Source organism: Pseudomonas sp. CFBP 8758, assembly GCF_014841725.1.
Lineage (GTDB): Bacteria > Pseudomonadota > Gammaproteobacteria > Pseudomonadales > Pseudomonadaceae > Aquipseudomonas > Aquipseudomonas baltica.
The window spans coordinates 304,612-328,514 of the sequence record NZ_JACYUK010000006.1; the positions used below are offsets into that span (position 1 = coordinate 304,612).

General features: G+C 62.0%; 21 protein-coding genes and 2 tRNA genes. 12 read left to right on the plus strand and 11 right to left on the minus strand.

What is annotated here, in order from left to right; genetic code table 11:
• Nucleotides 1-7 precede the first annotated feature (7 nt).
• A complete protein-coding gene (locus IFT75_RS15435) occupies nt 8-1,228 on the minus strand; it encodes a GGDEF domain-containing protein (protein WP_185793122.1) in 1,221 nt (406 codons plus the stop codon).
• A 281-nt stretch (nt 1,229-1,509) separates the two neighbouring features.
• Between IFT75_RS15435 and IFT75_RS15440 the strand changes: the two genes are divergently transcribed.
• The 3 genes from IFT75_RS15440 to IFT75_RS15450 are packed head-to-tail and all read left to right on the plus strand — an operon-like array spanning nt 1,510 to nt 5,493.
• Nucleotides 1,510-2,025 carry a sigma-70 family RNA polymerase sigma factor gene (locus IFT75_RS15440; protein WP_185793121.1) on the plus strand — a complete coding sequence of 172 codons (516 nt, stop codon included), beginning with the start codon at nt 1,510-1,512 and terminating at the stop codon, nt 2,023-2,025.
• Nucleotides 2,022-2,978 (plus strand): FecR domain-containing protein, encoded by a 957-nt coding sequence (locus IFT75_RS15445; protein WP_192055536.1) that lies wholly within the window; start codon nt 2,022-2,024, stop codon nt 2,976-2,978. The genes IFT75_RS15440 and IFT75_RS15445 overlap by 4 nt, the downstream gene beginning before the upstream one ends.
• 49 nt (nt 2,979-3,027) lie before the next feature.
• Nucleotides 3,028-5,493 (plus strand): TonB-dependent siderophore receptor, encoded by a 2,466-nt coding sequence (locus IFT75_RS15450; protein WP_446731075.1) that lies wholly within the window; start codon nt 3,028-3,030, stop codon nt 5,491-5,493.
• A 45-nt stretch (nt 5,494-5,538) separates the two neighbouring features.
• On the opposite strand, the gene IFT75_RS15455 is transcribed toward IFT75_RS15450, so the two are convergent.
• The 8 genes from IFT75_RS15455 to IFT75_RS15490 all read right to left on the minus strand — a co-directional run bounded on the left by IFT75_RS15455 (nt 5,539) and on the right by IFT75_RS15490 (nt 10,766).
• The gene (locus IFT75_RS15455; RefSeq protein ID WP_192055539.1) at nt 5,539-5,721 is read right to left on the minus strand and encodes a hypothetical protein; all 183 of its coding nucleotides are present in this window, start codon (nt 5,719-5,721) and stop codon (nt 5,539-5,541) included.
• An 83-nt stretch (nt 5,722-5,804) separates the two neighbouring features.
• Nucleotides 5,805-6,644: an undecaprenyl-diphosphate phosphatase gene (locus IFT75_RS15460; RefSeq protein WP_342214381.1), complete on the minus strand. Its 840-nt coding sequence runs from the start codon at nt 6,642-6,644 to the stop codon at nt 5,805-5,807.
• A gap of 307 nt (nt 6,645-6,951) precedes the next feature.
• A tRNA-Cys gene (locus IFT75_RS15465) sits at nt 6,952-7,025 on the minus strand.
• Nucleotides 7,026-7,063: 38 nt separating this feature from the next.
• A tRNA-Gly gene (locus tag IFT75_RS15470) sits at nt 7,064-7,139 on the minus strand.
• Nucleotides 7,140-7,206: 67 nt separating this feature from the next.
• Nucleotides 7,207-7,767 carry a CDP-diacylglycerol--glycerol-3-phosphate 3-phosphatidyltransferase gene (pgsA, locus tag IFT75_RS15475; RefSeq protein WP_122477422.1) on the minus strand — a complete coding sequence of 187 codons (561 nt, stop codon included), beginning with the start codon at nt 7,765-7,767 and terminating at the stop codon, nt 7,207-7,209.
• Between the two features lie 32 nt (nt 7,768-7,799).
• Entirely contained in the window at nt 7,800-9,623 is a 1,824-nt protein-coding gene (uvrC, locus tag IFT75_RS15480) for an excinuclease ABC subunit UvrC (RefSeq protein ID WP_122477420.1), read from the minus strand.
• Nucleotides 9,624-9,625: 2 nt separating this feature from the next.
• Entirely contained in the window at nt 9,626-10,270 is a 645-nt protein-coding gene (gacA, locus tag IFT75_RS15485) for a response regulator transcription factor GacA (protein WP_122477418.1), read from the minus strand.
• 112 nt (nt 10,271-10,382) lie between these two features.
• Nucleotides 10,383-10,766, minus strand: coding sequence for a helix-turn-helix domain-containing protein (locus IFT75_RS15490; RefSeq protein WP_192055541.1), 384 nt, complete (start codon nt 10,764-10,766; stop codon nt 10,383-10,385).
• A gap of 81 nt (nt 10,767-10,847) precedes the next feature.
• On the opposite strand from IFT75_RS15490, the gene IFT75_RS15495 reads away from it, so the two are divergent.
• Nucleotides 10,848-11,069: a DNA-binding protein gene (locus tag IFT75_RS15495; protein ID WP_122477415.1), complete on the plus strand. Its 222-nt coding sequence runs from the start codon at nt 10,848-10,850 to the stop codon at nt 11,067-11,069.
• 10 nt (nt 11,070-11,079) lie between these two features.
• Here the strand turns inward: IFT75_RS15495 and IFT75_RS15500 are convergent, their stop codons facing one another.
• Nucleotides 11,080-11,523, minus strand: a complete 444-nt coding sequence (locus IFT75_RS15500; RefSeq protein ID WP_192055543.1) for a GNAT family N-acetyltransferase — start codon at nt 11,521-11,523, stop codon at nt 11,080-11,082.
• A 337-nt stretch (nt 11,524-11,860) separates the two neighbouring features.
• On the opposite strand from IFT75_RS15500, the gene IFT75_RS15505 reads away from it, so the two are divergent.
• The 5 genes from IFT75_RS15505 (at nt 11,861) to rarD (ending at nt 16,015) form a co-directional block, all read left to right on the plus strand.
• On the plus strand, nt 11,861-12,010 hold the full coding sequence (locus tag IFT75_RS15505; RefSeq protein WP_185793061.1) for a hypothetical protein: 150 nt from the start codon (nt 11,861-11,863) through the stop codon (nt 12,008-12,010).
• Between the two features lie 50 nt (nt 12,011-12,060).
• Nucleotides 12,061-13,176, plus strand: coding sequence for a 3-deoxy-7-phosphoheptulonate synthase (locus IFT75_RS15510; protein WP_192055545.1), 1,116 nt, complete (start codon nt 12,061-12,063; stop codon nt 13,174-13,176).
• 102 nt (nt 13,177-13,278) lie between these two features.
• The gene (locus IFT75_RS15515; protein ID WP_163007546.1) at nt 13,279-13,431 is read left to right on the plus strand and encodes a hypothetical protein; all 153 of its coding nucleotides are present in this window, start codon (nt 13,279-13,281) and stop codon (nt 13,429-13,431) included.
• Nucleotides 13,432-13,518: 87 nt separating this feature from the next.
• Nucleotides 13,519-15,054, plus strand: a complete 1,536-nt coding sequence (locus tag IFT75_RS15520; RefSeq protein ID WP_192055547.1) for an EAL domain-containing protein — start codon at nt 13,519-13,521, stop codon at nt 15,052-15,054.
• 76 nt (nt 15,055-15,130) lie between these two features.
• On the plus strand, nt 15,131-16,015 hold the full coding sequence (gene rarD / locus IFT75_RS15525; protein WP_192055548.1) for an EamA family transporter RarD: 885 nt from the start codon (nt 15,131-15,133) through the stop codon (nt 16,013-16,015).
• Nucleotides 16,016-16,030: 15 nt separating this feature from the next.
• Here rarD and IFT75_RS15530 read toward each other — a convergent pair whose 3' ends face one another.
• Complete coding sequence (locus IFT75_RS15530) at nt 16,031-17,587, minus strand: TerC family protein (protein WP_122477408.1); 1,557 nt, start codon at nt 17,585-17,587, stop codon at nt 16,031-16,033.
• A 371-nt stretch (nt 17,588-17,958) separates the two neighbouring features.
• Between IFT75_RS15530 and mexE the strand changes: the two genes are divergently transcribed.
• From mexE to IFT75_RS15545, 3 genes are read left to right on the plus strand one after another with little or no spacing between them, the layout of a single operon-like run.
• Nucleotides 17,959-19,188 carry a multidrug efflux RND transporter periplasmic adaptor subunit MexE gene (gene mexE, locus IFT75_RS15535; RefSeq protein WP_192055550.1) on the plus strand — a complete coding sequence of 410 codons (1,230 nt, stop codon included), beginning with the start codon at nt 17,959-17,961 and terminating at the stop codon, nt 19,186-19,188.
• Nucleotides 19,189-19,200: 12 nt separating this feature from the next.
• Nucleotides 19,201-22,380: an efflux RND transporter permease subunit gene (locus IFT75_RS15540; protein WP_122477407.1), complete on the plus strand. Its 3,180-nt coding sequence runs from the start codon at nt 19,201-19,203 to the stop codon at nt 22,378-22,380.
• Entirely contained in the window at nt 22,377-23,789 is a 1,413-nt protein-coding gene (locus tag IFT75_RS15545; protein WP_192055552.1) for an efflux transporter outer membrane subunit, read from the plus strand. The genes IFT75_RS15540 and IFT75_RS15545 overlap by 4 nt, the downstream gene beginning before the upstream one ends.
• Nucleotides 23,790-23,903: the final 114 nt, after the last annotated feature.

Below are 23,903 nucleotides of genomic sequence, written 5' to 3' on the forward strand. Positions count from 1 at the left end.
TTGCCGTTCAAGCCGCCGCGCTGCCTTCGAAAGGAGCCTGCCGCAGGCAGTTGCGCCCGGCGTTCTTGGCGGCATACAGGGCCTTGTCGGCAGCACCTATCAGGTTGTGCGCCGTGACGTAGGGCGCGATGCCCATCGCTATTCCCACGCTGATGGTCACGCGTGCCCCGGCGCCCAGGGCGGGATGGGCAAGCCCCAGGTCCGCGACCGCCGTGCACAGGTCCTGCCCCAACTGCCTGGCCTGCTGGCTATCGGCCCCCACCAGCAACACCAGCATCTCCTCGCCACCGAAACGGAACGGCATGGCATTGGATTGCCGGGACAACTCCTTGATGGTTGCACTGACCTGCTTGAGACAGCTGTCCCCTTGCAGGTGGCCATAGCTGTCGTTGTAGAGCTTGAAGTGATCGATGTCGATGAGGATCGCCGTCACGCAAGTCGCTTCGGTCCCTGCTGCCTGCCACAGCTGGGCGGTGACATCGCCCTGGTGCCGACGGTTGAACAGTTGAGTCAGTGGGTCGGTGCGGGCCATTTCGGTCAGTTGCACTTCCAGCAGGCGCCCGCGCAAGGCAAACAGATAGCTGAGTCGGCTCGCACGCTCGAGGAAATACGAAGCCATCAGCAACAGCACCACTGTTGAGCCGTACAAGAAGGCATTGGCGCGCCACGTCACCGGGTCCATGAATCCCGCGATGTGAGTGGTCAGCAACTGGATGCCGAGCATGCTGGCCATGGCAGCCACCGCGAAGCGAAACGGTAACTGTTGAATCATCGTGCAATACACCATCAGCAACAGCATGCCTAACTGATAGTGCAGGCGATAGGGACTGTCGCTGTAGATCATCACCACCAGCGGCATCAACGAGGACAATACCGTGGCCAGCGCCGACACCGTCTCCAGCGCTCGACGCGAGGTCAGGCGTTGGGCCAGCAGCAGGATGGCAATGATCATTGGGGTGATCAGCAGCAGGCGCCCTACAGCCACATAGGCGAACACATCTTCGAGGGCCAACCAGTCGCTGATCAGGAACAGGTTGTAGATCACTGCACCGCAGATACCGGTGGACGTCAGGAACTGCAGGCGCTGGCGCTGGGTATCGGCCTCGTAGCGACGCTCCAGTTCACGGTCGAACGTCAGACCACCCATGCCGCTTGCGATGGCCTGCTCGACCAGTGCCATGGTGTGCGGTTCGGGGGAATGAGCCGGTTGAGCTTGAACGGCTTGCATGAGGCACCGGAAAATATGATTCAGAATTTTACTAGACTACCCCATGATATCTTAGTGCCATTATTGTGGGGCATTAGTTTGGCGCCAATGGAATGAACGGTCGTCGGGCTGCACCAGCGGTCGGGCGCGTATTGTCTTCCACTGCGTCCGCTGTTCTGGTCAGGGATCAGTTTTCCTGGATGTGCCGGCGAAGAGCCGAAGATTCAAATCGCAGGTTTCAAACTGCGGGTCATCAGATGATAATGCGAGACTTTATCATCTGATGCTCCACGAGATCCTGCATGCACCTTTCGCACACCGGCCCAGGCTTGGAAAGACTCTATCAGGATCACCATTCCTGGCTCCGGGCGTGGTTGTATGGCCGATTGCGCAACACCGCCGACGCCGCCGACCTGGCGCAGGATACCTTCGTGCGCTTGCTGCAGCGTCGTAGTGTGCAAACCATGGAGCAGCCGCGTGCCTACCTGCGAACGGTGGCCCGGGGTCTGGTCATCGACCTGTGGCGGCGTCGGGATATCGAAAGGGCCTGGCTGGAAACGCTGGCGGAACTGCCCTGCGAACAGGCCCCCTCTCCTGAAACGGGACTTCTGGTGATCGAGGCGCTGGTGGCCATCGACTGCCTGCTGGACAGCCTGCGCCCCATCGTGCGTCGGGCTTTCCTGCTCGCCCAGCTCGAAGGATTGAAGTGTCCCGCCATCGCCAGGGAGCTTGGGGTATCCGTGCCAAGCGTGGAGCGTTACCTCGCCCAGGCACTGCGCGCTTGCTACACCGCGACCTTCGCGCAGGAAACGCAGTGAGCACGCCATGTACCCTGGTGTCGCCGCAGATACTCGATGCGGCCATCGACTGGTCGCTCAAGATCAGCTTCAACACAGCCGACGCAGCGACCCACGACGCCTTCCGGCACTGGCTGGCGGCCGATGCCCGGCATGCCCTGGCCTGGCAACGCCTGCAAGGCCTGAATGAGCCCTTTGCGCGGCTGCCCGCCAGTGCCGCGATGAGCGCCCTGAACAGGCTACCCACCGGACGCCTGCAGCGGCGGCAACTGCTCAAGCTGCTGGTGCTGGGTTCAGGCACCGCCTCGATTGGCTGTGGCACCCAACGGTACGCGCCCTGGCAACGCCTGCTCGCCGACTACAGCACCCGCACGGGGGAACTCCGTCGCTGGACACTTCCCAGTGGCACCTTGCTCGAACTCAACACCGACAGCGCGGTGAAAGCCGACCTCGAAGGCGTGCAACGCGTCACCCTGTTGCGCGGCGAGATGGGTGTGACAACAGCCGGCAGTGGTTTGCCCCTGCAGCTGACAACGCCGCACTGCCGGGTGGATGCGCTTCATGCACGCTTCGAAGCCAGGCTGTTCGGGGACCACACGTGCCTGACAATCGCCGAGGGCACCGTCCAGCTGGAGGCGAGTGCCGGGCACGCAGCGCTCGAGATGCACGCAGGAGAGCAGTGGCTCGTCAGTCACTCAGCGCTGCGGCGCACACCCGGGCCTGCCCCCGACCACGGTGCCTGGCGCAACGGCATGCTGATCGTTCGAAACCTGCCATTGGCTCAGGTGCTCGGCGAGCTGTCACGCTACCGGGCCGGTTACCTGAACTGGGAACAACGCATTGCCACGCTGCCTGTCAGCGGTAACTTCAGTACCTTGCACCCCGATCAGTCGGTGGCGCTGATCGCCCGCGCCCATGGGCTGCACGTACGAGCGATTACTCGCTATTGGTCCCACGTCGGCTCGGCTGCGTGAAAAAACGTGGTGCAGTGATGGGATTTCGAGTCTGGGACGGCATAGCTCAGTGAATGCCTCACTCAATCCGTTCGAGATCCTCAAAGTGACCCAGCGCCCCTCGCCTCGCCTCCACCCTCACCTGTTAGGTCGAACCGTCTTCCCTGCCGTGATCTGCTGGAGCCTTGCCGGTATCGCCGCCTCTGCGGTGCAGGCAGCCGACCTGCAACAGATCGATATCCAGCCGGGCAGCCTGGACAGCGCCCTGACCGAGCTCAGCCGCAGCACCGGTGTGACCATCGTGTTCGATCCGCAACTGCTGGACAGCAAGCGCAGCCCAGGATTGCACGGTCGATTCAGTACCGACCAGGCCTTGGATGAGCTGCTGGGCGCCAGCGGAATCGGCGCCGTGAAACAGGGCGATGGTTTCGTCCTGATTGCCCTGACGACCGCCGGTGTCGGGCTCGACCTGGCGCCCACCCAGATCACCGGCAACCAACTGGGCAATATCACCGAAGGCACCGGCTCCTACACACCCGGCCTGATCGCCACGGCCACCCGGCTGGTACTCAGCCCCAGGCAGACACCGCAGTCGGTCACCGTCGTCACCCGTCAGCACATGGATGACTTCGCGCTGGACAATGTCGACGACGTGATGCGGCACACCCCAGGCATTACCGTCTCGGCCTATGACAGTGATCGCTCCAACTACTACGCTCGCGGTTTCTCGATCAACAACTTTCAGTACGATGGCATTCCATCTGCGGTACGCAATGTCGGCTATTCGGCCGGTAACTCGCTCAGCGACATGGCGGTCTACGACCGCATCGAAGTGCTCAAGGGGTCACCCGGCCTGCTGGTGGGTGCAGGCTCGCTGGGTGCCACGATCAACTTGATCCGCAAGAAGCCCACCACCGATTTCCAGGGGCATCTGAGCCTGGGCGCAGGCTCATGGGACAACTACCGCAGCGAAGTCGACGTCAGCGGATCGCTGACGTCGACCGGCAACGTACGCGGGCGTGCCGTGGCGGCCTATCAGGACAAGAATTCCTTCATGGACCGCTACGGCAGCCAGGCCGAGGTGTACTACGGCATTCTGGAGTTCGACCTTTCCCCGGACACGTTGCTGACCGTGGGCGGCGACTACCAGAACAATGATCCGCGCGGTTCGACCTGGTCTGGCAGTTTTCCTTTGCTCAACGCCGCCGGCGAGCGCAACGACGTCAAGCGCTCCTTCAGCAACGCAGCCGACTGGAGCAGCTGGAAGCAATACACGCGCACGGTATTCGCGACGCTGGAGCACCAGTTCGGTGATGGTTGGGTAACCAAGTTGCAACTGGACCACAAGATCAACGGCTATGACGCACAACTGGGCTCGATCCAGGGCGATACCCCAGCCGTCGACGGCACGGCTCGGCTCAATGGCCAGCGCTACCGTGGCGAAACCAGCAGCGATTCAGCCGACGCCTATGTCAGCGGTCCTTTCCAGCTCCTGGGCCGCGAACACGAGGTGGTTCTGGGCGGTTCGATCAGCAAGTCGCATTGGCAAGGCAAGGGCTTCTGGGACGTGACCTATCCCAATGGCAACCAGCTCGACTTCTTCAACTGGCACGGCAACGTCGACAAACCGGCCTGGGGTACCGCGCAGCAGATTAGCGACGATGTCGTTCGGCAGACCGGCGTCTACCTGACCACGCGCTTGAACGCAACCGACGATCTGCATTTCATCCTCGGTGGGCGCCTGGTCAACTACACCGTGACAGGCAATAACGACACCTATCGTGAAAGCGGCCGGCTGATCCCCTATGCCGGCACGGTCTACGACCTGAACGAGCAGTTGTCGGTGTATGCCAGCTACACCGACATCTTCATTGCACAGGATTCCTACAACCTGGATCGAAACCGCAAGTTGCTCGAGCCCGATGAAGGCGAGAACTACGAAGTGGGCATCAAGGGCGAGTTTTTCGAAGGCCGGCTGAATGCCAGCCTGGCCTACTTTCAAGTCAAGGAAAGCAATCGGTCAGTGCCCGATGACGACTACAACAACCTCACCCCAACGCCTTCCAACTACGCGTTCAAGGGTACCGATGCGCAAACCAAGGGCTTTGAACTCGAAGTCTCCGGGGAGCTGGCGCAAGGTTGGCAGATGCAGGCCGGTTTTACCCATAAAGTGGTACGCGACGACAGCGGCGTGAAAATCTCGACGTTCGAGCCGGAAAACCAGTTCACCTTGTTCACTACCTACAATCTGCCCGGTGCGCTCGACCAGTGGACGGTGGGCGGCGGTGGACGCTGGCAGAGCAAGGCGTGGCAAGAGATCTGGAATTCGCCACGCGATACCTACGAAACCTTCGCCCAGAAGCAATACTGGGTGGTGGACCTCATGGCCAAGTACCAGATCACCCCGGCGTTATCGACCACGGTCAATCTCAACAACCTGTTCGACAAGTACTACTACACCAACATCGGCTTCTATAACTCGGCCGTCTATGGCGAGCCCAGGAACGTGATGATTACCACCCGATGGGACTTCTGACGACAGCCCACGCCGTTCTGACTGCACGGGCTGTCCGATGAACTGTCAGGCAGCTCGACGCTTACGCATGGCGCCGGTGATCAGCATGACGATGCCGGGCACGAGCAGCCCGATTGCTGTCCATCCGAACGCTTCCTGACCCGATGCGCCAAGCGCGGCAAAGACGCAACCGACTGCAAGCAAAGGGACAGCGGCGATGTAGAAAGGCTTGTTGGCATTCTTGCCCATAACGGATCCTCCTGATTTCTTTCCATTGAACCACATAGCTTTGCCAGCTTGAAGCGAGGGCGCATCCTGCGCGTCGCAACAAGTCACACAGCGCTGAGCGCGCCCATGCTCAGAAGCCCGATGACGCCCAGGCCGAGCGCGATGCGGTAGTACACGAATGGCATGTAGCTCTTGGTCGAAACCAGCTTGAGGAAGACCACGATCACCCCGTAGCCGACGACGAACGCAATGATCGTAGCCAGCAATGTTGGGCCGCCGGAGAAAGTACTGGATTCACCCCAGCTGCGGTACAGCTGGTAGAAGCCCGAAGCGATCACCGCCGGCACCGCCAGCAGGAATGAATAACGCGCTGCAGCCTCACGCGTGTAGCCCATGATCAGCCCGGCGGTGATGGTGCCGCCTGAGCGTGATACGCCCGGAATCAGGGCCAGCGCCTGGGCAAAGCCGAAAACCAGGCCATGGGTCCAGGTCAGTTGATTGAGCTTGCGCTCCTTGCGCCCCATCTTGTCCGCTGCGGCCAAGATCAGCGCGAACACGATGAGCATGGTTGCCGTGAGGTAAAGATTGCGCAGGCTTCCTTCGATATAGTCCTTGAACAGCAGTCCAAGGATCGAGATCGGCAAGGTGCCGATGATGATCAGCCAGCCCATTCTGGCGTCCGGATGGCTGCGGCAAGAGGCGTCAGCCAGCGACTTGATCCAAGCCATGACAATGCGCAGGATGTCCTTGCGAAAGTACAACAGCACTGCTGCTTCGGTACCCAGCTGGGTGATGGCGGTGAACGCAGCGCCTGGGTCACCGCCAGAGGGTAACAATGGCCCGATGATGCGCAGGTGCGCGCTGGAGGATACCGGCAAGAACTCGGTCAGTCCCTGGACCAACCCCAGAATAATGGCTTCCAGCCAGATACTTAATTCACTCACGCCTCAGCAGCTCCCCATTAGTTTTATCAGTCGGGCTGCCGTAAATGGCAACACACAGGATACGTCGGGAGTAACTGACCGCTGGATCGGATAAAGATTCTCGAGTGCCAGCAATGATTTGAATTCGATACTTGAGGCTATGTCTCAGCGGCGCGAAATCGCCAAGAAGATCTACCGACGAGTCAACGCAATCGCGGAGCTGTCGAAGAATGGTTCTGGAACACATCCCCAGAAGTTCTGGAACACATGCCTTTTCGATCGCCCAAAGAAAAACCCCGCAGACGTTAATCTGCGGGGTTCTCGATGATGGAGGCCGAGGTCGGAATCGAACCGGCGTAGGCGGATTTGCAATCCGCAGCATAACCACTTTGCTACTCGGCCCCAAACGTGAAGCAAGAAACTGCTGCACGCAAACAAACTGGAGCGGGAAACGAGACTCGAACTCGCGACCCCGACCTTGGCAAGGTCGTGCTCTACCAACTGAGCTATTCCCGCATCGTGTTGACGGGCGCCATTCTATCTAATCGGCGACACCCGTCAAGCCCTTGATTCAAAAATAGTTTTATTTCTTCTCGGCTGTGATGCGCAAGTGCGGCCAGGCGGCGCGCAGGTATTGCAGCATGGACCACAAGGTCAGTGCGGCAGCGACCAGCAAAAGGGCGTAGCCCAGGATGACCCAGAAGGTGGCCGCCTTGGGGTTGGCCAGCAGGATGACCAAAGCCAGCATCTGCGCGGCGGTTTTCCATTTGCCCATGTTGGACACTGCGACCTGGGCACGTGCGCCGATCTCGGCCATCCATTCGCGCAGCGCCGAGACGACGATTTCGCGACCGATGATGATCGCCGCCGGCAGGGTCAGCCAGAAGTTGGCATGTTCCTGCACCAGCAGTACCAGGGCCACCGCCACCATGAGTTTGTCGGCCACCGGATCGAGGAACGCACCGAATGGTGTGCTCTGCTCCCAACGGCGGGCCAGGTAGCCGTCCAGCCAGTCGGTTGCCGCTGCTATGGCGAACACGGTGCTGGCTGCCATGTAGCTCCAATGGTAGGGCAGATAGAACAGCAATATGAAGAACGGTATCAGCAGGACGCGCAGTACGGTAAGCAAGTTAGGGATATTCATCGGCACAACTGGCTGCAAGGTGAGATGGCATTCTACTCGCTGTGCAGGTTTGCATAAATCGACTCTGCCAGCTTTTTACTGATTCCCGGTGCCTTGGCGATTTCCTCGACACTGGCGCGGGCGATTTCCTGCAGCCCGCCGAAATGCTTGAGCAACTCGCGGCGACGCTTGGGGCCCACGCCTGCAACCCCTTCCAGGGTCGAGGTGCGACGTGTCTTGCCACGTCGCGCGCGGTGACCGGTAATCGCAAAACGGTGGGCTTCGTCACGAATCTGCTGGATCAGGTGCAGCGCCGGCGAGTCGCCCTTGAGGGTGAATTCGTGGGCTACATCGTTAAGGTACAGCGTTTCGAAGCCGGCCTTGCGGGTCGTGCCCTTGGCCACGCCGAGCAGGATGAGGTCGGGAATGGCCAGTTCGTTCAGCACTTCACGGGCCATGTTCAACTGGCCCTTGCCGCCGTCCACCAGCAGCACGTCGGGCAGCTTGCCCTCGCCTGCCTTGATCTTGCTGAAGCGGCGCATCAGGGCCTGGTGCATGGCCGCATAGTCATCGCCTGCGGTGACGCCTTCGATATTGTAGCGGCGGTAATCCGACTTGATCGGCCCTTCGGGCCCGAACACCACGCACGACGCCACGGTGGCTTCGCCGCTGGAGTGACTGATGTCGTAGCATTCCAGCCGCTGCGGTGGCTCGTCCAGGTTCAGCACCTCGGCCAGCGCGTCGAACCGCGCGGCCACGTGCTGGCGATTGGCGAGCCGTGCGCCCAGTGCCTGCTCGGCGTTGGTCACGGCCAGCTGCTGCCAGCGTGCGCGGGTGCCGCGCACGCGATGGCTGAGGCTCAGTTCACGACCACGCAAAGTATCGAGGGCATCGAGCAACGCTTCGTGGTCTTCGGGAATGACGTTGACGATCAACTCGCTCGGCAAGTCGCGCTCGGAGCTACCCAGATAGTACTGCGAGAGAAACGCCGACATGACTTCGGCGACTTCTTCTTCGATACCCACCTGCGGGAAGAAATTCTTGCTGCCCAGCACCCGGCCGCTGCGCACGGTGATCAGGTGTACGCACGCGCCGCCCGGGTTGACGAAGGCAGCGATGACGTCGACGTCGCCGCTGCCGCCTTCCATGCTCTGCTGGTCCTGGACGCGCCGCAGCAGGCCGATCTGGTCGCGCAGTTGCGCGGCCTCTTCGAACTGCAGGTCCATCGCCGCCTTCTCCATGCTGGCGGAAAGCTCGTTGGTCAACTGGTTGCTGCGCCCTTCCAGGAACATCACCGAATGGCGCACGTCCTCGGCATATTCAGGCGCTTCCACGAGCCTTACGCAGGGCGCCTTGCAGCGCTTGATCTGGTGTTGCAGGCATGGACGCGTGCGGTTTCTGAAGTAGCTGTCCTCGCACTGGCGAACGAAAAAGGTCTTCTGCAACAGGCTCAAGCTCTCGCGAATGGCTCCTGCGCTCGGATAAGGACCAAAGTAGCGACCCTTGGCCTTCTTGGCGCCGCGATGAATGCTCAGTCGCGGAAATTCGCCGTCGGAAAGAAACACGTACGGATAGGATTTGTCATCGCGCAGCAGGATGTTATAGGGCGGCCGCCACTCCTTGATCAGGGTCTGCTCGAGCAGCAACGCCTCGGTTTCGTTGGCCGTGATGGTGGTTTCGATCTGCTGGATTTTGCCCACCAGGGCAGCGGTCTTGGGCGCCTGGCCGGTTTTGCGAAAATAGCTGGCCAGGCGTTTCTTGAGGTTCTTGGCCTTGCCCACGTAAAGCAGGCGCATGGCGTCGTCGAACATCCGGTACACGCCCGGACGTCCGCTGCAGGTGGCAAGAAAGGCACTGGGATCGAATGCAGCAGTCATGGTCAAAGGTTGGTGTCTACCATGCCATGCCGCACCGCCAGCAGGGTCAATTCCACATCGCTGGTCACGGAGAGCTTCTCGAAGATCCGGTAGCGGTAGGTGTTGACCGTTTTTGGCGACAGGCACAGCTTGTCTGAGATGATCTGGACTTTCTGGCAGCCGACGATCATCAGGGCAATCTGGATTTCCCGTTCGGACAGCAGATCGAACGGCGAATTACTGGTCTGCGGCTGGAACGACTTGAGCGCCAATTGCTGGGCAATCTGCGGACTGATGTAACGCTGGCCGGCGAATACCAGGCGAATCGCCTGGACCATTTCGGCCAGCCCTGCCCCCTTGGTCAGGTAACCGGCGGCGCCGGCTTGCAGCAGGCGCGTCGGAAACGGGTCTTCCTCGCAGACAGTGACGGCCACCACCTTTATGTCGGGATGGCTGCGCAGCAATTTGCGAGTCGCCTCGAGACCACCGATACCGGGCATCTTGACGTCCATCAGCACCACGTCCGGCTTGAGATCGCGAGCATACTGCAACGCCCCCTCGCCCGACTCTGCCTGCCCTACGACCTGCAGGTCGTCGATATCGGCCAGCATGCGGGTGATACCGGTACGGACCAGGTCGTGATCGTCGACTACTAGAACCCGAATCAAACGGACACCTCGTAATAGTGGTCTCGGGGAATGCTGCCACATTACCAAACATTGCCGCCTCGGACCTAGCTCAAAGCGTCATGAATATGGCGTGGGGCGTCGGTGCGGAAGATCAGTCCGGGGTATTTCTCGCCCGTGTTTTTTTCTGGACCGTACTGCGCGTTGAATAGTTCGCCGCCATCTCGGCCAGGCTGCTGGCCAGATTGCTCAAGACGGCTTGGCCGGAAGTAGGAAGCGTCCGATATGTCTCTAGGACTTTTTCTTCTCGGCCGCTGAGAGCCTGCTCGGCCAATGGCGTCCGGCGACCCAGCACGACGTAGAGAACGTCGACGCCTATCGTCGAAACGGCAGCCAAGTAATCGGCCCGAGGTGATCTTTCGCCGTTTTCGTATTTGCCCTGCGCATTGGGTTCGACACCACCCACCTGGCCAAACTCTCGTTGCGTGAGCTCCAAACGCTCGCGCTCTTCCCTTAGTCGGGGACCGATTCCAGTCATTTGAATGTATAATCCTTTATCGAAACACCCGAAACGGTGCGAAATAAAACTACTTTGAACCCTCTAAAACGGACTTGAACTATGCATGGTATACGGACTGCCGCACAAGCCAGAGCCTGGCTCGATCAGCAAGGGAAATCGGTACAAGAGTTTGCGCGCGAGCACGGCGTGGACCCTGCCACCACCTATCAGGTGTTGGCAGGACGCAAGAAGGGGCGGCGTGGCGAGGCGCACCGGGTCGCCGTATTGCTGGGCATGAAACTGGGCACCATCAGCGCAGCACTGGAGAACGGCCAGCGCTGACCGCACGTGGTCAACGGGCGGGGCTGGGCAGCACGTACTCCATGCGCAGGAAGCTGTCCTGCTCCCCCACCACCTCGAAACCGTGGCGGCCATAGAGCCGCTGCGCGGGGTTGTCCTTGAACACCATCAGACGCACCCGCGGCAAGCGTTCACTACGTGCTTGCTGCATCACCTGCTCGAGCACCCAGTGGCCCACGCCCTGACCACGATGCACCGGCAACAGATGCACCTCGCGGATGAACAGTGCATGGGCATCCCTGGACAGACTGATGTAGCCCAGCGGCACGGCGTCGCGACAGATCAATCGGTTGTCGCGCCAATGCCAGGCCTGATCGAAACCCTCGTCCAGCCACAACAGATCGTGACGGCCGTAGTAAGGCAGCATCGCTCGCCGAGTAAGGTCTCGGGCGAAACGCAGATCCTGATCGACAGCCGCCCGCAGGTACAAAGTCATTGCATCCTCCCCACGTCAAGAATGAGCTTGAATCCTTCGCCATGGCTGAAGTAAGCTCCAGGCATCCACCGGAGACTATCAATGTCGCACAACACCTTCAGCCCTGCATCCTTGCCTGCGACCTGCGCAGCGATGACGGCTGTCCGTGCACCGGCAAACGTTTATTTTGGGTATTGGTTTAGCCACTGGCGCGCCTGATACCCATATCGGCGCCCATTTCACAGGGGTCGCCGACAGAGAATTCTCAACCCCCAGTCGGCCTCCCGACTGGGGGTTTTTGCTTTTCAGGGCTTCATGTTTTTTTCGGCACTTTCGCCACGAAATCGAGGAACGCTTCATGAACAACTTCACTTATTACCGTTTCGACATCCGCAACCTCTGGCGATTTAGCAACCTCCGTTCGGGCCAGCCTGCCGCCTCCGACCGGTCGTTGATGGGTGGCATGACCCGCAGTCCAGACTCCCCGGCACTTTGTCGAACACCTTGACAGGGCAGCGCATGCGGGCAATCCCCCCGCCGCTGTCCAGGACCCAGACCATGAACAACAGCCTGACCACTCTGCACCACACCCCTGCTGTCCAGACTCGCACAGCCGCAGCTTCATCCGCGGCAAAAGACGCCGCCAACACGCCGGCAACTCACCGTCTGCCTACGCATTTCGCGCTCAAGCAGCAGCTGCCCCTCGCCGATCACCTGGACACCCAGGTCCAAGCCCATCGCCAAGCCATCCGCGCCATTCTCGAAGGCCGTGACCCACGCCTGCTGGTCGTAGTGGGCCCCTGCTCCCTGCACGATCCGAAGTCCGCGCTGGAGTACGCACGCAACCTGAGCCAGTTGGCGCAGGAGTTAGAGGGAGAGATGCTGCTGGTGATGCGCGCCTACGTGGAGAAACCACGCACTACCGTGGGCTGGAAAGGCCTTGCATACGATCCTTACCTGGACGGCACCGACGACATGGCGGGCGGCCTGACCCTGTGCCGCGACCTGATGCGCGAAATGCTGCGCCTGGGCCTGCCACTGGCGAGCGAAGTATTGCAACCCATGGCCTCAGGGTACTTCGACGACCTGTTGAGCTGGGTGGCGGTCGGTGCACGCACCACGGAATCGCAGATCCACCGCGAACTAGCCAGCGGCCTGGGGATCCCGGTCGGCTTCAAGAATGGTACCGATGGCGGCGTTGCCGTCGCGTGTGATGCCATGCGCAGTGCGGCCCATGCCCATCGCCATTTCGGCATCGATCCGCAGGGGCACCCGGCCATGATCGACACCACTGGCAATCCCGACACTCACCTTGTATTGCGCGGGGGGCACCGGGGGCCCAACCATGACCGGCAGAGCATTGCCCAGGTGCACAACGATCTGGCCAAAGCGGGTGTGAAGGCGCGCATCATGGTCGACTGCAGCCATGCCAACAGTGGCAAGGACCCATTGCGCCAGCCAGCGGTGTTCGACGACGTGCTGCAGCAGCGCCTGGACGGTGACCGGTCATTGGTGGCGGTCATGCTGGAAAGCCACCTGCAGGAAGGCAGCCAGCCGATCAGCGGGCACATGCGCTACGGCGTGTCGGTCACCGACGGTTGCCTGGGCTGGGCCGCCACCGAGCGACTGCTGCGCCAAGGTGCCGAGCGCCTGCGCGGCGCTGCCGAGGTTTGATTCCCCCACGCGCCCGTGCGCCGATCCGGATCCGGGTCGGCGCAGGCAACCAATTGGACAGGGTCGAGTCCAAGCTGCACGTTCTGAACATCGGAGATCATCATGAAACTCATCCCGTGCGCCGGTCTGGTGCTGTGTCTGGCACTGCTGCAAGGCTGCTTCGACAGCGCCGACAAGAGCACCACCAAAGGCAACAACGACGGCACCCCTTCCTCGGTACAGATGCAGAAGCCCGATCAGTCCAAGGATAAATAAGCGTCGGCGCCTGCCCCAGCAGGCGCTTTCATGAAATGATGGCGGCTTTCCCGCTCGCATCTCCTGCGCACAAGGACTGTCGCCAGCATGCCGCTGACACTTGCCGCCTCCAAACGCAAATTTTCACGCCTGCTGTTGCCCTGGCTGGCGGCCGCAATACCACTGGCCAGTGGTGCGGTCATGCTGACCTGGGAAGCCGGTCGTTCGCTGCATCTGGCAGCGGCGCGCACCAGCCAGTTGGCGGTCGAGCAATTCGAACTCATCCTCGATAACGTCGCGGCAGCGGCAGATGCCGTTCTGCCCCTGTCCGGACAAGCCTGCGCGCAGGTACAACCGGCGCTGCTGGACCAGGTGACCCGGCGGCCCTTCGTGCGCTCGGTGAATCTGATCCAGGGCGACACACTTTACTGCAGCTCCCTGTCGGGCGCAGTGAGCGAAAACGTGAATCCGCTCGATTACGTCGATGGGCAGCTGTGGCTGCTGCCCGGCAATTCGGTGACGCCCGACCGCGGCTTGTTGATCTACCGCGCCGCCCGTGGCGAGGCCAGCGCGCTCAGCACCGTCGACGGTTACCACCTGGCCAATGCCTTGCGCATGATGGGCTCGACCCATTCGATCACCCTGCACGTCGGGCGCAGCTGGATCGAAGCCAGCGGCGAGGTCCATCAGGGCGCGCCGCTGCCTGCCACTGGCGCGCAAACACGGCTGCAGTCCGCTCGCTACCCGTTCAGCGTGATCAGTGGTATCCCGCAAGGGGCGCGCTGGACGTTGATACGCGAACAGTACGCCGGCATGTTCGGCCTGCTGTTGCTCATCTCGGCGGTGGTCGGCCTGCTCTGCCGGTGGGTGATGAGTCGTTCCGGCTCGCGATATCAGGAGCTGCAGCGTGCATTGGACGCCGAGGAGTTCGTGCCCTTCTTCCAGCCGGTGGTGTTCAGCGAGGACGGCCGCTGGGCGGGTGTCGAAGTGCTCATGCGCTGGCAGCATCCTCGCGAAGGCCTGGTCCGCCCCGACCTGTTCATTCCCTACGCCGAGGACTGCGGGCTGATCGTACCGATGACCCGGCTGCTGATGAAGCGCACCGCGCAGCAACTGGGCAGCTGCCTGGATCAGCTGCCGCACGGCTTTCATGTCGGCATCAATATCACCGCCCAGCATTGCCTGGACTCGGCACTGTTCGATGACTGCAAGGCGTTCCTCGACGCGTTTCCGAAAGACCGGATCGCCTTGACCCTGGAATTGACCGAACGCGAGCTGATCCAGCCCTGCGCGCAGATTCACACGTTGTTCGAACGGTTGCGCGGGTTGGGCGTGAGCATTGCCATCGACGACTTCGGCACCGGGCAGTCCAGCCTGAGCTACCTGCAGCAGTTCCAGGTCGACTTCCTCAAGATCGACCAGAGCTTCGTGGCCATGATCGGCGTCAATACGCTTTCGCGGCATGTGCTGGACAGCATCATCGAGCTGTCGGCCAAACTCGAATTGCAAGTGGTTGCCGAAGGCGTGGAAACCGACGAACAACGCGCTTACCTCGCCGCACGCCACGTGAAATATCTGCAGGGTTATCTGTTTGCCAAGCCAATGCCGCTGGCGGATTTCGCGCACGCCTTGCGCCGTCTTTGAAAGCAGTGGTTGTGGCTTGTCCGCCTGGCTGAGATCATTGTCGGCTCAGTCAGGTTTTTCGCGCTTAGAGGCTCCCGTGTCCAAAGGCATCATCACGTCCGTCACAGCGTCCATTCTGTTCGCCGTGATGTATTTCTATACTTCGCTGCTGGCCCCTCTGAGCGGCGAGGAGATGTTTGGCTGGCGCATGCTGCTGACCTTGCCGTGCGTGACCCTGTTCATGTGGTTCAGTGCCGATCTGCATCTGGTCGCCAGGGTGTGGCGCAACATTGCCCAGCGCCCGGTGCTGCTGCTCGGCTCGATGGGCACCTCGGCGCTGATGGGTGTGCAGCTGTGGCTGTTCCTTTGGGCGCCGCTGCACGGGCGCAGCCTGGAAGTGTCGATGGGCTATTTCCTGCTGCCGCTGACCATGGTCCTGACCGGACGGCTGGTATACGGCGAACAGCTTTCGCACCTGCAGAAGCTGGCGGTGCTCTGCGCCGCCTGCGGTGTAGGCCACGAGCTGTTCCAGCACGGCCGCTTCGCCTGGGAAACGTTGCTCGTGGCTGCCGGCTATCCGGTGTATTTCGTGTTGCGTCGCGCGTGCGGCAATGATCACCTGGGCGGTTTGTGGACGGACATGTGCCTGATGCTGCCGGCCGCGCTGCTGTTCATCGTGCAAGGCCAGCTGTCGCCGGCAGACATGGAGGCGCGACCGCTGCTGTACGCACTGATACCGATTCTTGGCGTCATCAGTGCATCGGCATTGATCTGCTACGTAATGGCCAGCCGCCTGCTGCCGTTCAGCCTGTTCGGGCTGCTCAGCTACGTCGAGCCGGTGCTGTTGGTGGGTGTGGCCTTGTTGCTGGGCGAGAGCATCGCGCCAGACCAGTGGCTGACCTACTTGCCGATCTGGCTGGCGGTGCTGGTGCTGATGTTCGAGGGTGCCAAGCATCTGGCGCGCTCGCGTCGCGCAGTGTGATTGCGCGATGTTTCGCTACACCTGCAGGGCTTGCTTGCGCAGGAGGACTTGCTTGACCCGGCGCTCCTCCACTGTCAGCACGGTCAGGCTCCACTGTTCCCATTGCAGCGTGTCGCCTTGCTTGGGCAAACGATCGAGCAGGCTCATGACCATGCCCGCCAGGGTCTGGTAGTCATTGGTGGGCGCCGCATCGAAGCCGATGCGCGTCTGCAGCTGCTTGAGGTCCAACGCTGCACTCACGCGATAGCCCTCTTCCTGCTCGACGATATCGGGGGCCTGCACTTCGCTGGCGTCGGGCAGCTCGCCGGCAATCGACTCGAGAATGTCGGTCATGGTCAGAATGCCGATGAAGCCACCGAACTCGTTGACCACGAAGGCAATGTGCGTGGACTGCGCACGCATCTGCTCCAGGGCGTTGAGAATGCTGAAGGTCTCGAGCAGGTTGATCGGCTGGCGCGCCAGGCTGGCCAGGTCCGGTGCGTCGCCCGCCAGCAGTTGCTTGAGCAACTCCTTCTTGTGCACGAAACCCAGAGGCTCGTCCACCTGGCCTTGTGCAATCAATGGCAGGCGTGAGTAGGACGACTGCATCAAGGTCTGCTCGGTGACTTCGCGCGACGCACCCAGGTCCAGGCAATCGACCTGGGCACGCACGGTCATGATGCTGCGGATGGGTTTTTCAGCCAGGTTCAACACCCCGCTGATCATCACCCGCTCACGTCGATCGAACAGCGCTTCGCTCTGCTCCTGGCCCACCAGGTCTTCGATTTCCTCGTCCATGGCTTCGCTGGCCGGACGCCGGCCACCCAGCAGGCGCAGCACGGCGTGGGCGGTACGCTCGCGCATCGGCCGGTCCTGATGCTTGTGCTTGCGCCGTGCCCGAGCGATCTGGTTGAACACCTCGATGAGAATCGAGAAACCGATCGCGGCGTAGAGATACCCCTTGGGGATGTGGAAGCCCAGGCCTTCGGCGGTCAGGGCGAAGCCGATCATCATCAGGAAGCCCAGGCACAGCATGATCACGGTCGGGTGGCCGTTGACGAAGCGCGTCAACGGCTTGCTGGCGATGATCATCAGGCCGATGGAGAAGATCACCGCGATCATCATGATCGACAATTCGTCCACCATGCCCACGGCGGTGATCACCGCATCCAGGGAGAACACAGCGTCCAGCACGACGATCTGCGCGACGATTGGCCAGAACAGGGCGTAGGTCTTGACGCCAGCCCGCTGCGCGACATGGCCTTCGAGCCTTTCATGCAACTCCATGGTCGCCTTGAACAGCAGGAAGATACCGCCGAACAGCATGATCAGGTCGCGCCCGGAGAACGATTTGCCGAACACCTCGAACAGCGGCTCGGTCAGCGTCACCATCCAGGAAATGCTGGCCAGCAGGCCCAGGCGCATGATCAACGCCAGCGACAGGCCGATCACCCGCGCGCGGTCACGCTGATGCGGGGGCAGCTTGTCGGCGAGAATCGCGATGAATACCAGGTTGTCGATGCCCAGTACCAGTTCCAGGACGATCAGGGTCGCCAGGCCTAGCCAGGCCGTGGGGTCGGCTAGCCATTCCATGGAAGGGTACTCATCAGGCAGAAGGAGGATGTTGCATGAAGCGCGGGACTGGGAGGTTCCGTGACGGGATTCATAGAGGTCTTGAGTAGTTTCGGAGTCTGATCCTACCGCCCGGCGTACTGATTCCTACAGCGGGAAAGTATTTCAAGGCTTGTACGACTGTGCCTTGGGGCTCTGTCCTGCCGTCAGGTGCTGGCCTGGAGAAATCGTTAGCTAGCTTTGTATTTTTTCGGAAAATCAAGCACTTCCAGTGATGTTCATCATTCGCAATGATAGTTACCTTCGAACCATTCGATTCGTCGATTGTCCCGTCTGCGCCGCATGATCCGCCCATCGTTGATGCTCCCTTACTTCACTTGGCGGATCTGCACATGCACCAGTCACTCACTCCGTTGCGTTTTCCGTTGGCGGCCCTTGCGCTGATGGTCATCGCCGCTTGCGGAAAAACACCCGATGTCGCTCAGGCGCCTGCTGCACCCAAGGTTACCGTGGCCCAGGTGCTGGAACAGCCGGTCAATGAATGGGACGAGTTCACCGGGCGCCTGGAAGCACCGGAAACCGTCGAGATTCGCCCACGCGTGTCGGGCCAGATTGACCAGGTAGCCTTCACCGAGGGCGCCCTGGTGAACAAGGGCGACCTGCTGTTCCAGATCGATCCGCGGCCGTTCCAGGCCGAAGTGCGGCGCCTGGAAGCGCAACTTCAACAGGCCCGCGCCAGTTCTGCGCGCAGCGACAACGAAGCGCAGCGTGGGCAGCGCCTGCAGGCGAGCAACGCCATTTCCGCCGAGCTGGCCGAAACCCGAGCCACCGCGGCGCAAGAGTCGCGCGCCGCGCTCGCCGGCATCCAGGCACAGCTCGACCTGGCCCGGCTGAACCTGAGCTTCACCCGCGTCACGGCGCCGATTTCCGGGCGCGTCAGCCGTGCCGAAATAACCGCAGGCAACATCGTCAGCGCCGACGTGACGCCGCTGACCAGCGTGGTCTCTACCGACAAGGTGTATGCCTACTTCGATGCCGACGAGCGCGTGTACCTCAAGTACACCCAGCTCGCCCGCCAGGGCCAGCGCGGCCAGACCACCCCGGTGTACCTGGGGCTGTCCAACGAGGCGGGCAACCCACACCTGGGGCACATGAATTTCGTCGACAACCAGGTCAATCCCAAGACCGGCACCATCCGCGGTCGCGCCGTGTTCGACAACAAGGACGGCAGCTTCACCCCCGGCCTGTACGCACGGCTTAAACTGGTGGGCAGCGCCACCTATTCGGCAGTGCTGATCAAGGACGAAGCGGTGGGCACCGACCTGGGCAAGAAATTCGTGCTGGTAATGGATCAGGACAACAAGGCCGCCTACCGCAGCATCGAACTGGGGCCCAAGCTTGAAGGCCTGCGCATCGTGCGCAGTGGCCTGAACAAGGATGAGCGCATCGTCATCAATGGCCTGCAGCGGGTTCGTCCCGGTTCCCAGGTCGATCCCGAAGTCGCCCAGATGGCCAGCCCTGGCACCCTCGCCGCCCTGGCCGAACAGCGCCATGCCCTGGAAGCCAGCAACACGCCCGCTGCTGCGGTCAAGGTTGCCAGCGTTTCGACTCCACGCGGTTAAGAGATCACTGCGATGAACTTCTCTCAATTCTTCATCAAGCGGCCGATCTTCGCCGCCGTGCTGTCGCTGATCATTCTGATCGCCGGCGCCATCTCGCTGTTCCAGCTGCCGATCAGCGAGTACCCCGAAGTGGTCCCGCCGACCGTGGTGGTGCGTGCCAGCTTCCCCGGCGCCAACCCCAAGGTCATCGGTGAAACCGTGGCCGCGCCGCTCGAGCAGGCCATCACCGGCGTGGAGAACATGCTGTACATGTCCTCGCAGTCTACCGCCGACGGCAAGCTGACCCTGACCCTGACCTTCGCGTTGGGCACCGATCTGGACAATGCCCAGGTGCAGGTGCAGAACCGAGTGACGCGCACCCAACCCAAGCTGCCCGAAGAAGTCACGCGGATCGGCATTACCGTGGACAAGGCCTCACCGGACTTGACCATGGTGGTCCACCTGACCTCCCCCGACCAGCGCTACGACATGCTCTACCTGTCCAACTACGCGACCTTGAACATCAAGGACGAACTGGCCAGGCTCAATGGCATTGGCGACGTGCAGTTGTTCGGCATGGGCGACTACTCGCTGCGGGTCTGGCTTGACCCGAACAAGACCGCTTCGCGCAACCTGACGGCCACCGACGTGGTCACCGCGATTCGTGAGCAGAACCGTCAGGTTGCCGCTGGCCAGCTGGGCGCGCCGCCTGCGCCCAACGCCACCAGTTTCCAGATGTCGGTCAACACCCAGGGCCGCCTGGTCACCGAGGAAGAATTCGAGAACATCGTCGTGCGCGCCGCCGACGACGGCGAAATCACCCGGCTCAAGGACATTGCCCGCGTGGAGCTGGGTTCCAGCCAATACGCGTTGCGTTCGCTGCTGAACAACCAACCGGCGGTGGCCCTGCCGATCTTCCAGCGACCCGGTTCCAACGCCATCGACGTGTCCAATCAGGTTCGGGCGAAAATGGCCGAACTCAAGCAGTCGTTCCCTGAAGGCATGGACTACAGCATCGTCTACGACCCGACCATCTTCGTGCGCGGCTCGATCGAGGCGGTGGTACACACCTTGTTCGAAGCGCTGATCCTGGTCGTGCTGGTGGTTATCCTGTTCCTGCAGACCTGGCGCGCCTCGATCATTCCGCTGGTGGCCGTGCCGGTGTCGCTGATCGGCACCTTCGCCGTCATGCACATGTTCGGCTTTTCGCTCAACGCGTTGTCGCTGTTCGGACTGGTGCTGGCCATCGGTATCGTCGTGGACGACGCCATCGTGGTGGTGGAGAACGTCGAGCGCAACATCGAGCTGGGGCTGGAACCGGTGGCCGCCACCGAGCGGGCCATGCGCGAAGTGACCGGGCCGATCATCGCCACTGCGCTGGTGCTGTGTGCGGTGTTCGTGCCGGCGGCGTTCATCTCCGGGCTCACCGGGCAGTTCTACAAGCAGTTCGCCCTGACCATCGCCATTTCCACGGTCATTTCGGCGTTCAACTCGTTGACGCTGTCGCCGGCGCTGGCGGCCGTGCTGCTCAGGGCACACGACGCACCCAAGGACCGCTTCTCCCGGCTGCTCGACAAACTGCTCGGCGGCTGGCTGTTCCGGCCGTTCAACCGCTTCTTCGAAAAGGCCAGCCATGGCTATGTCGGCACCGTGGCGCGGGTGATCCGCAGCAGCGGTATCGCCATGCTGGTGTATGCGGGGTTCATGGTGCTGACCTGGTTCGGTTTCGCCAACACCCCAACCGGTTTCGTGCCTTCCCAGGACAAGCAGTACCTGGTGGCGTTCGCGCAGTTGCCGGACGCCGCCAGCCTGGACCGCACCGAAGATGTGATCAAGCGCATGTCGGACATCGCCTTGAAGCAGCCAGGCGTAGAGAACGCCATCGCCTTCCCCGGCCTGTCGATCAACGGCTTCACCAACAGCCCGAACAACGGCATCGTGTTCGTCGCGCTCAAGGACTTCGATCAGCGCAAGGACGCCAGCCTGTCGGCCAATGCCATCGCCGCCGAGCTCAACGGCAAGTTCGCCGGTATCCAGGACGCCTACATGGCGATCTTCCCACCACCGCCGGTGATGGGCCTGGGCACCATCGGTGGTTTCCGCCTGCAGGTTCAGGATCGCGGCAACCTGGGCTATGACGAGTTGTACAAGCAGACCCAGAACATCATCGCCAAGAGCCGCAGCGTGCCGGAACTGGCCGGGCTGTTCACCAGCTACACAGTGAACGTGCCGCAGGTGGATGCCTCGATCGATCGGGAAAAGGCCAAGACCCATGGCGTGGCCATCAGCGATATCTTCGATACCCTGCAGGTGTACCTGGGCTCGCTGTACGCCAACGACTTCAACCGCTTCGGGCGCACCTATCAGGTCAACGTCCAGGCCGAGCAGCAGTTCCGCCTGGAGGCCGAGCAGATTGGCCAGCTCAAGGTGCGCAACGATCGCGGCGAGATGATCCCGCTGGCCACGTTCATCAAGGTCAGCGATACCGCAGGGCCTGATCGCGTGATGCACTACAACGGCTTCGTCACGGCGGAAATCAACGGCGCGGCTGCACCCGGCTACAGTTCGGGCCAGGCCCAGGCGGCGGTGGAGAAGCTGCTCAAGGACGAACTGCCCAACGGCATGGCCTACGAATGGACCGAGCTGACCTACCAGCAGATTCTGGCAGGCAACACCGCCCTGTTCGTGTTCCCGCTGTGCGTGCTGCTGGCCTTCCTGGTGCTGGCGGCGCAGTACGAAAGCTGGAGCCTGCCGCTGGCGGTGATCCTGATCGTGCCGATGACCCTGCTCTCGGCGATTGCCGGGGTGATGATCGCGGGCAGCGACAACAATATCTTCACCCAGATCGGCCTGATCGTGCTGGTCGGACTGGCGTGCAAGAACGCGATCCTGATCGTCGAATTCGCCAAGGACAAGCAGGAGGAAGGCCTCGACCCGCTGGCCGCCGTGCTGGAGGCATGCCGCTTGCGGCTACGGCCGATCCTGATGACCTCGTTCGCGTTCATCATGGGCGTGGTGCCGTTGGTGCTGTCGTCCGGCGCCGGTGCCGAGATGCGCCATGCCATGGGTGTGGCGGTGTTCTCCGGCATGCTGGGGGTGACTTTCTTCGGCCTGCTGCTGACCCCGGTGTTCTTCGTGCTGATCCGTCGCCATGTCGAGCGTCGCCAGGCCCGCAAGGCGGACCGCGCGCTCAAGCTTGAGGTACAACCATGAACCGCTTGAAACCCCTTCTGCCCAGCCTGCTGGTGATGGCGCTGGCCGCATGCGCGGTGGGCCCTGACTACCGCGCGCCGCAGGCGTTGGATGCGACCGTGGCGGCTGCGCAAGATGCTCGTTACTACCGCGCCGAGCAGTTCGATGCGGTGTGGTGGCAGCAATTCGACGATCCGACGCTCAATCGGCTGGTCAACGAATCGCTGCAGGGCAACCGCGAGCTGCGCGTGGCCTTCGCCCGCCTCAAGGCATCTCGGGCGATCCGCGACGACGTGGCCAACGACCGCTTCCCGGTGGTGACCAGCCGCGCCAGCAGCGAGATCGGCAAGAGCCAGATACCTGGCCAGACCAACGACCGGGTCAATACCGAGCGCTACGACCTGGGCCTGGACATGGCCTGGGAAGTCGATTTGTTCGGGCGCATCCAGCGTCAGTTGGAAGTCAGTGACGCCCAGCAGGGTGAAGCCGCGGCCAACCTGCAGCAGTTGCAGGTCACGTTGATCGCTGAGCTGGTGGATGCCTACGGACAACTGCGCGGCGCTCAGTTGCGCGAGAAGATCGCCCTGGCCAACCTGAAGAACCAGCAGGATTCGCGCGGCATCACCCGCAGCCTGGAGGAAGCCGGCGTCGGCAATCAACTGGACGTGGTGCGTGCCGATGCACGCCTGGCGGCGGTCGAAGCGACCGTGCCGCAGCTGCAGGCCGAGCAGGTGCGGGCACGCAACCGCATCGCCACCCTGCTCGGCCAGCGCCCCGATCAACTCAGCGTCGATCTGAGCCCGGCGCAGCTGCCGGCCATTGCCAAGGCGCTGCCGATCGGTGATCCGACCCAGTTGCTGCGCCGTCGTCCGGACATTCGCAGTGCCGAACGCCGACTGGCAGCCGCCACCGCACAGATCGGCGTGGCCACCGCCGATCTGTTCCCACGGGTCACCCTTACTGGTTTCCTCGGGTTCACCGCAGGGCGTGGTTCGCAGATCGGTTCGTCGGCAGCCAACGCCTGGGGCCTGGGGCCGAGCATCACCTGGGCGGCTTTCGACCTGGGCAGCGTGCGCGCGCAGATTCGCGCAGCCAACGCCGATGCAGAGGGCGCGCTGGCCAGCTACGAGCAGGATGTGTTGCTGGCGCTGGAGGAATCGGAAAACGCCTTCAGTGACTACGGCAAGCGCCAGCAGCGTCTGCAGGCCTTGATGCGCCAGAGCGATTCCAGCCGCGCCGCGGCGGCGCTGGCGTCGATCCAGTACCGCGAAGGCACGGCCGATTACCTGGTGCTGCTCGATGCCGAGCGCGAGCGCTTGAGCGCCGAAGACGCCCAGGCCCAGGGCGAAACCGAGCTCTATCGCGGCATCGTGGCGATCTACAAGGCACTGGGCGGTGGCTGGCAGCCGGACACGCTGGCACGCCGGTAGCCCGGGAACCGCCGCCGTCGCGCGGGAACAACGTCGCCGGCCGATGGTAGGATAGGCGCCATCCAGGCACCTCGGGGGCCGCTGTCGGGCATGTCTGCCTGGCAACTGCCTCCG

What these genes read in the sequence shown, in the direction of transcription:
- IFT75_RS15435 (WP_185793122.1), bottom strand. Translation starts at nt 1,228, where the DNA reads ATGCAAGCCGTTCAAGCTCAACCGGCTCATTCCCCCGAACCGCACACC.
- IFT75_RS15440 (WP_185793121.1), top strand. Translation starts at nt 1,510, where the DNA reads ATGCACCTTTCGCACACCGGCCCAGGCTTGGAAAGACTCTATCAGGAT.
- IFT75_RS15455 (WP_192055539.1), bottom strand. Translation starts at nt 5,721, where the DNA reads ATGGGCAAGAATGCCAACAAGCCTTTCTACATCGCCGCTGTCCCTTTG.
- pgsA (WP_122477422.1), bottom strand. Translation starts at nt 7,767, where the DNA reads ATGAATATCCCTAACTTGCTTACCGTACTGCGCGTCCTGCTGATACCG.
- uvrC (WP_122477420.1), bottom strand. Translation starts at nt 9,623, where the DNA reads ATGACTGCTGCATTCGATCCCAGTGCCTTTCTTGCCACCTGCAGCGGA.
- IFT75_RS15490 (WP_192055541.1), bottom strand. Translation starts at nt 10,766, where the DNA reads ATGACTGGAATCGGTCCCCGACTAAGGGAAGAGCGCGAGCGTTTGGAG.
- IFT75_RS15495 (WP_122477415.1), top strand. Translation starts at nt 10,848, where the DNA reads ATGCATGGTATACGGACTGCCGCACAAGCCAGAGCCTGGCTCGATCAG.
- IFT75_RS15500 (WP_192055543.1), bottom strand. Translation starts at nt 11,523, where the DNA reads ATGACTTTGTACCTGCGGGCGGCTGTCGATCAGGATCTGCGTTTCGCC.
- IFT75_RS15505 (WP_185793061.1), top strand. Translation starts at nt 11,861, where the DNA reads ATGAACAACTTCACTTATTACCGTTTCGACATCCGCAACCTCTGGCGA.
- IFT75_RS15510 (WP_192055545.1), top strand. Translation starts at nt 12,061, where the DNA reads ATGAACAACAGCCTGACCACTCTGCACCACACCCCTGCTGTCCAGACT.
- IFT75_RS15515 (WP_163007546.1), top strand. Translation starts at nt 13,279, where the DNA reads ATGAAACTCATCCCGTGCGCCGGTCTGGTGCTGTGTCTGGCACTGCTG.
- IFT75_RS15520 (WP_192055547.1), top strand. Translation starts at nt 13,519, where the DNA reads ATGCCGCTGACACTTGCCGCCTCCAAACGCAAATTTTCACGCCTGCTG.
- IFT75_RS15530 (WP_122477408.1), bottom strand. Translation starts at nt 17,587, where the DNA reads ATGGAATGGCTAGCCGACCCCACGGCCTGGCTAGGCCTGGCGACCCTG.
- mexE (WP_192055550.1), top strand. Translation starts at nt 17,959, where the DNA reads ATGCACCAGTCACTCACTCCGTTGCGTTTTCCGTTGGCGGCCCTTGCG.
- IFT75_RS15540 (WP_122477407.1), top strand. Translation starts at nt 19,201, where the DNA reads ATGAACTTCTCTCAATTCTTCATCAAGCGGCCGATCTTCGCCGCCGTG.
- IFT75_RS15545 (WP_192055552.1), top strand. Translation starts at nt 22,377, where the DNA reads ATGAACCGCTTGAAACCCCTTCTGCCCAGCCTGCTGGTGATGGCGCTG.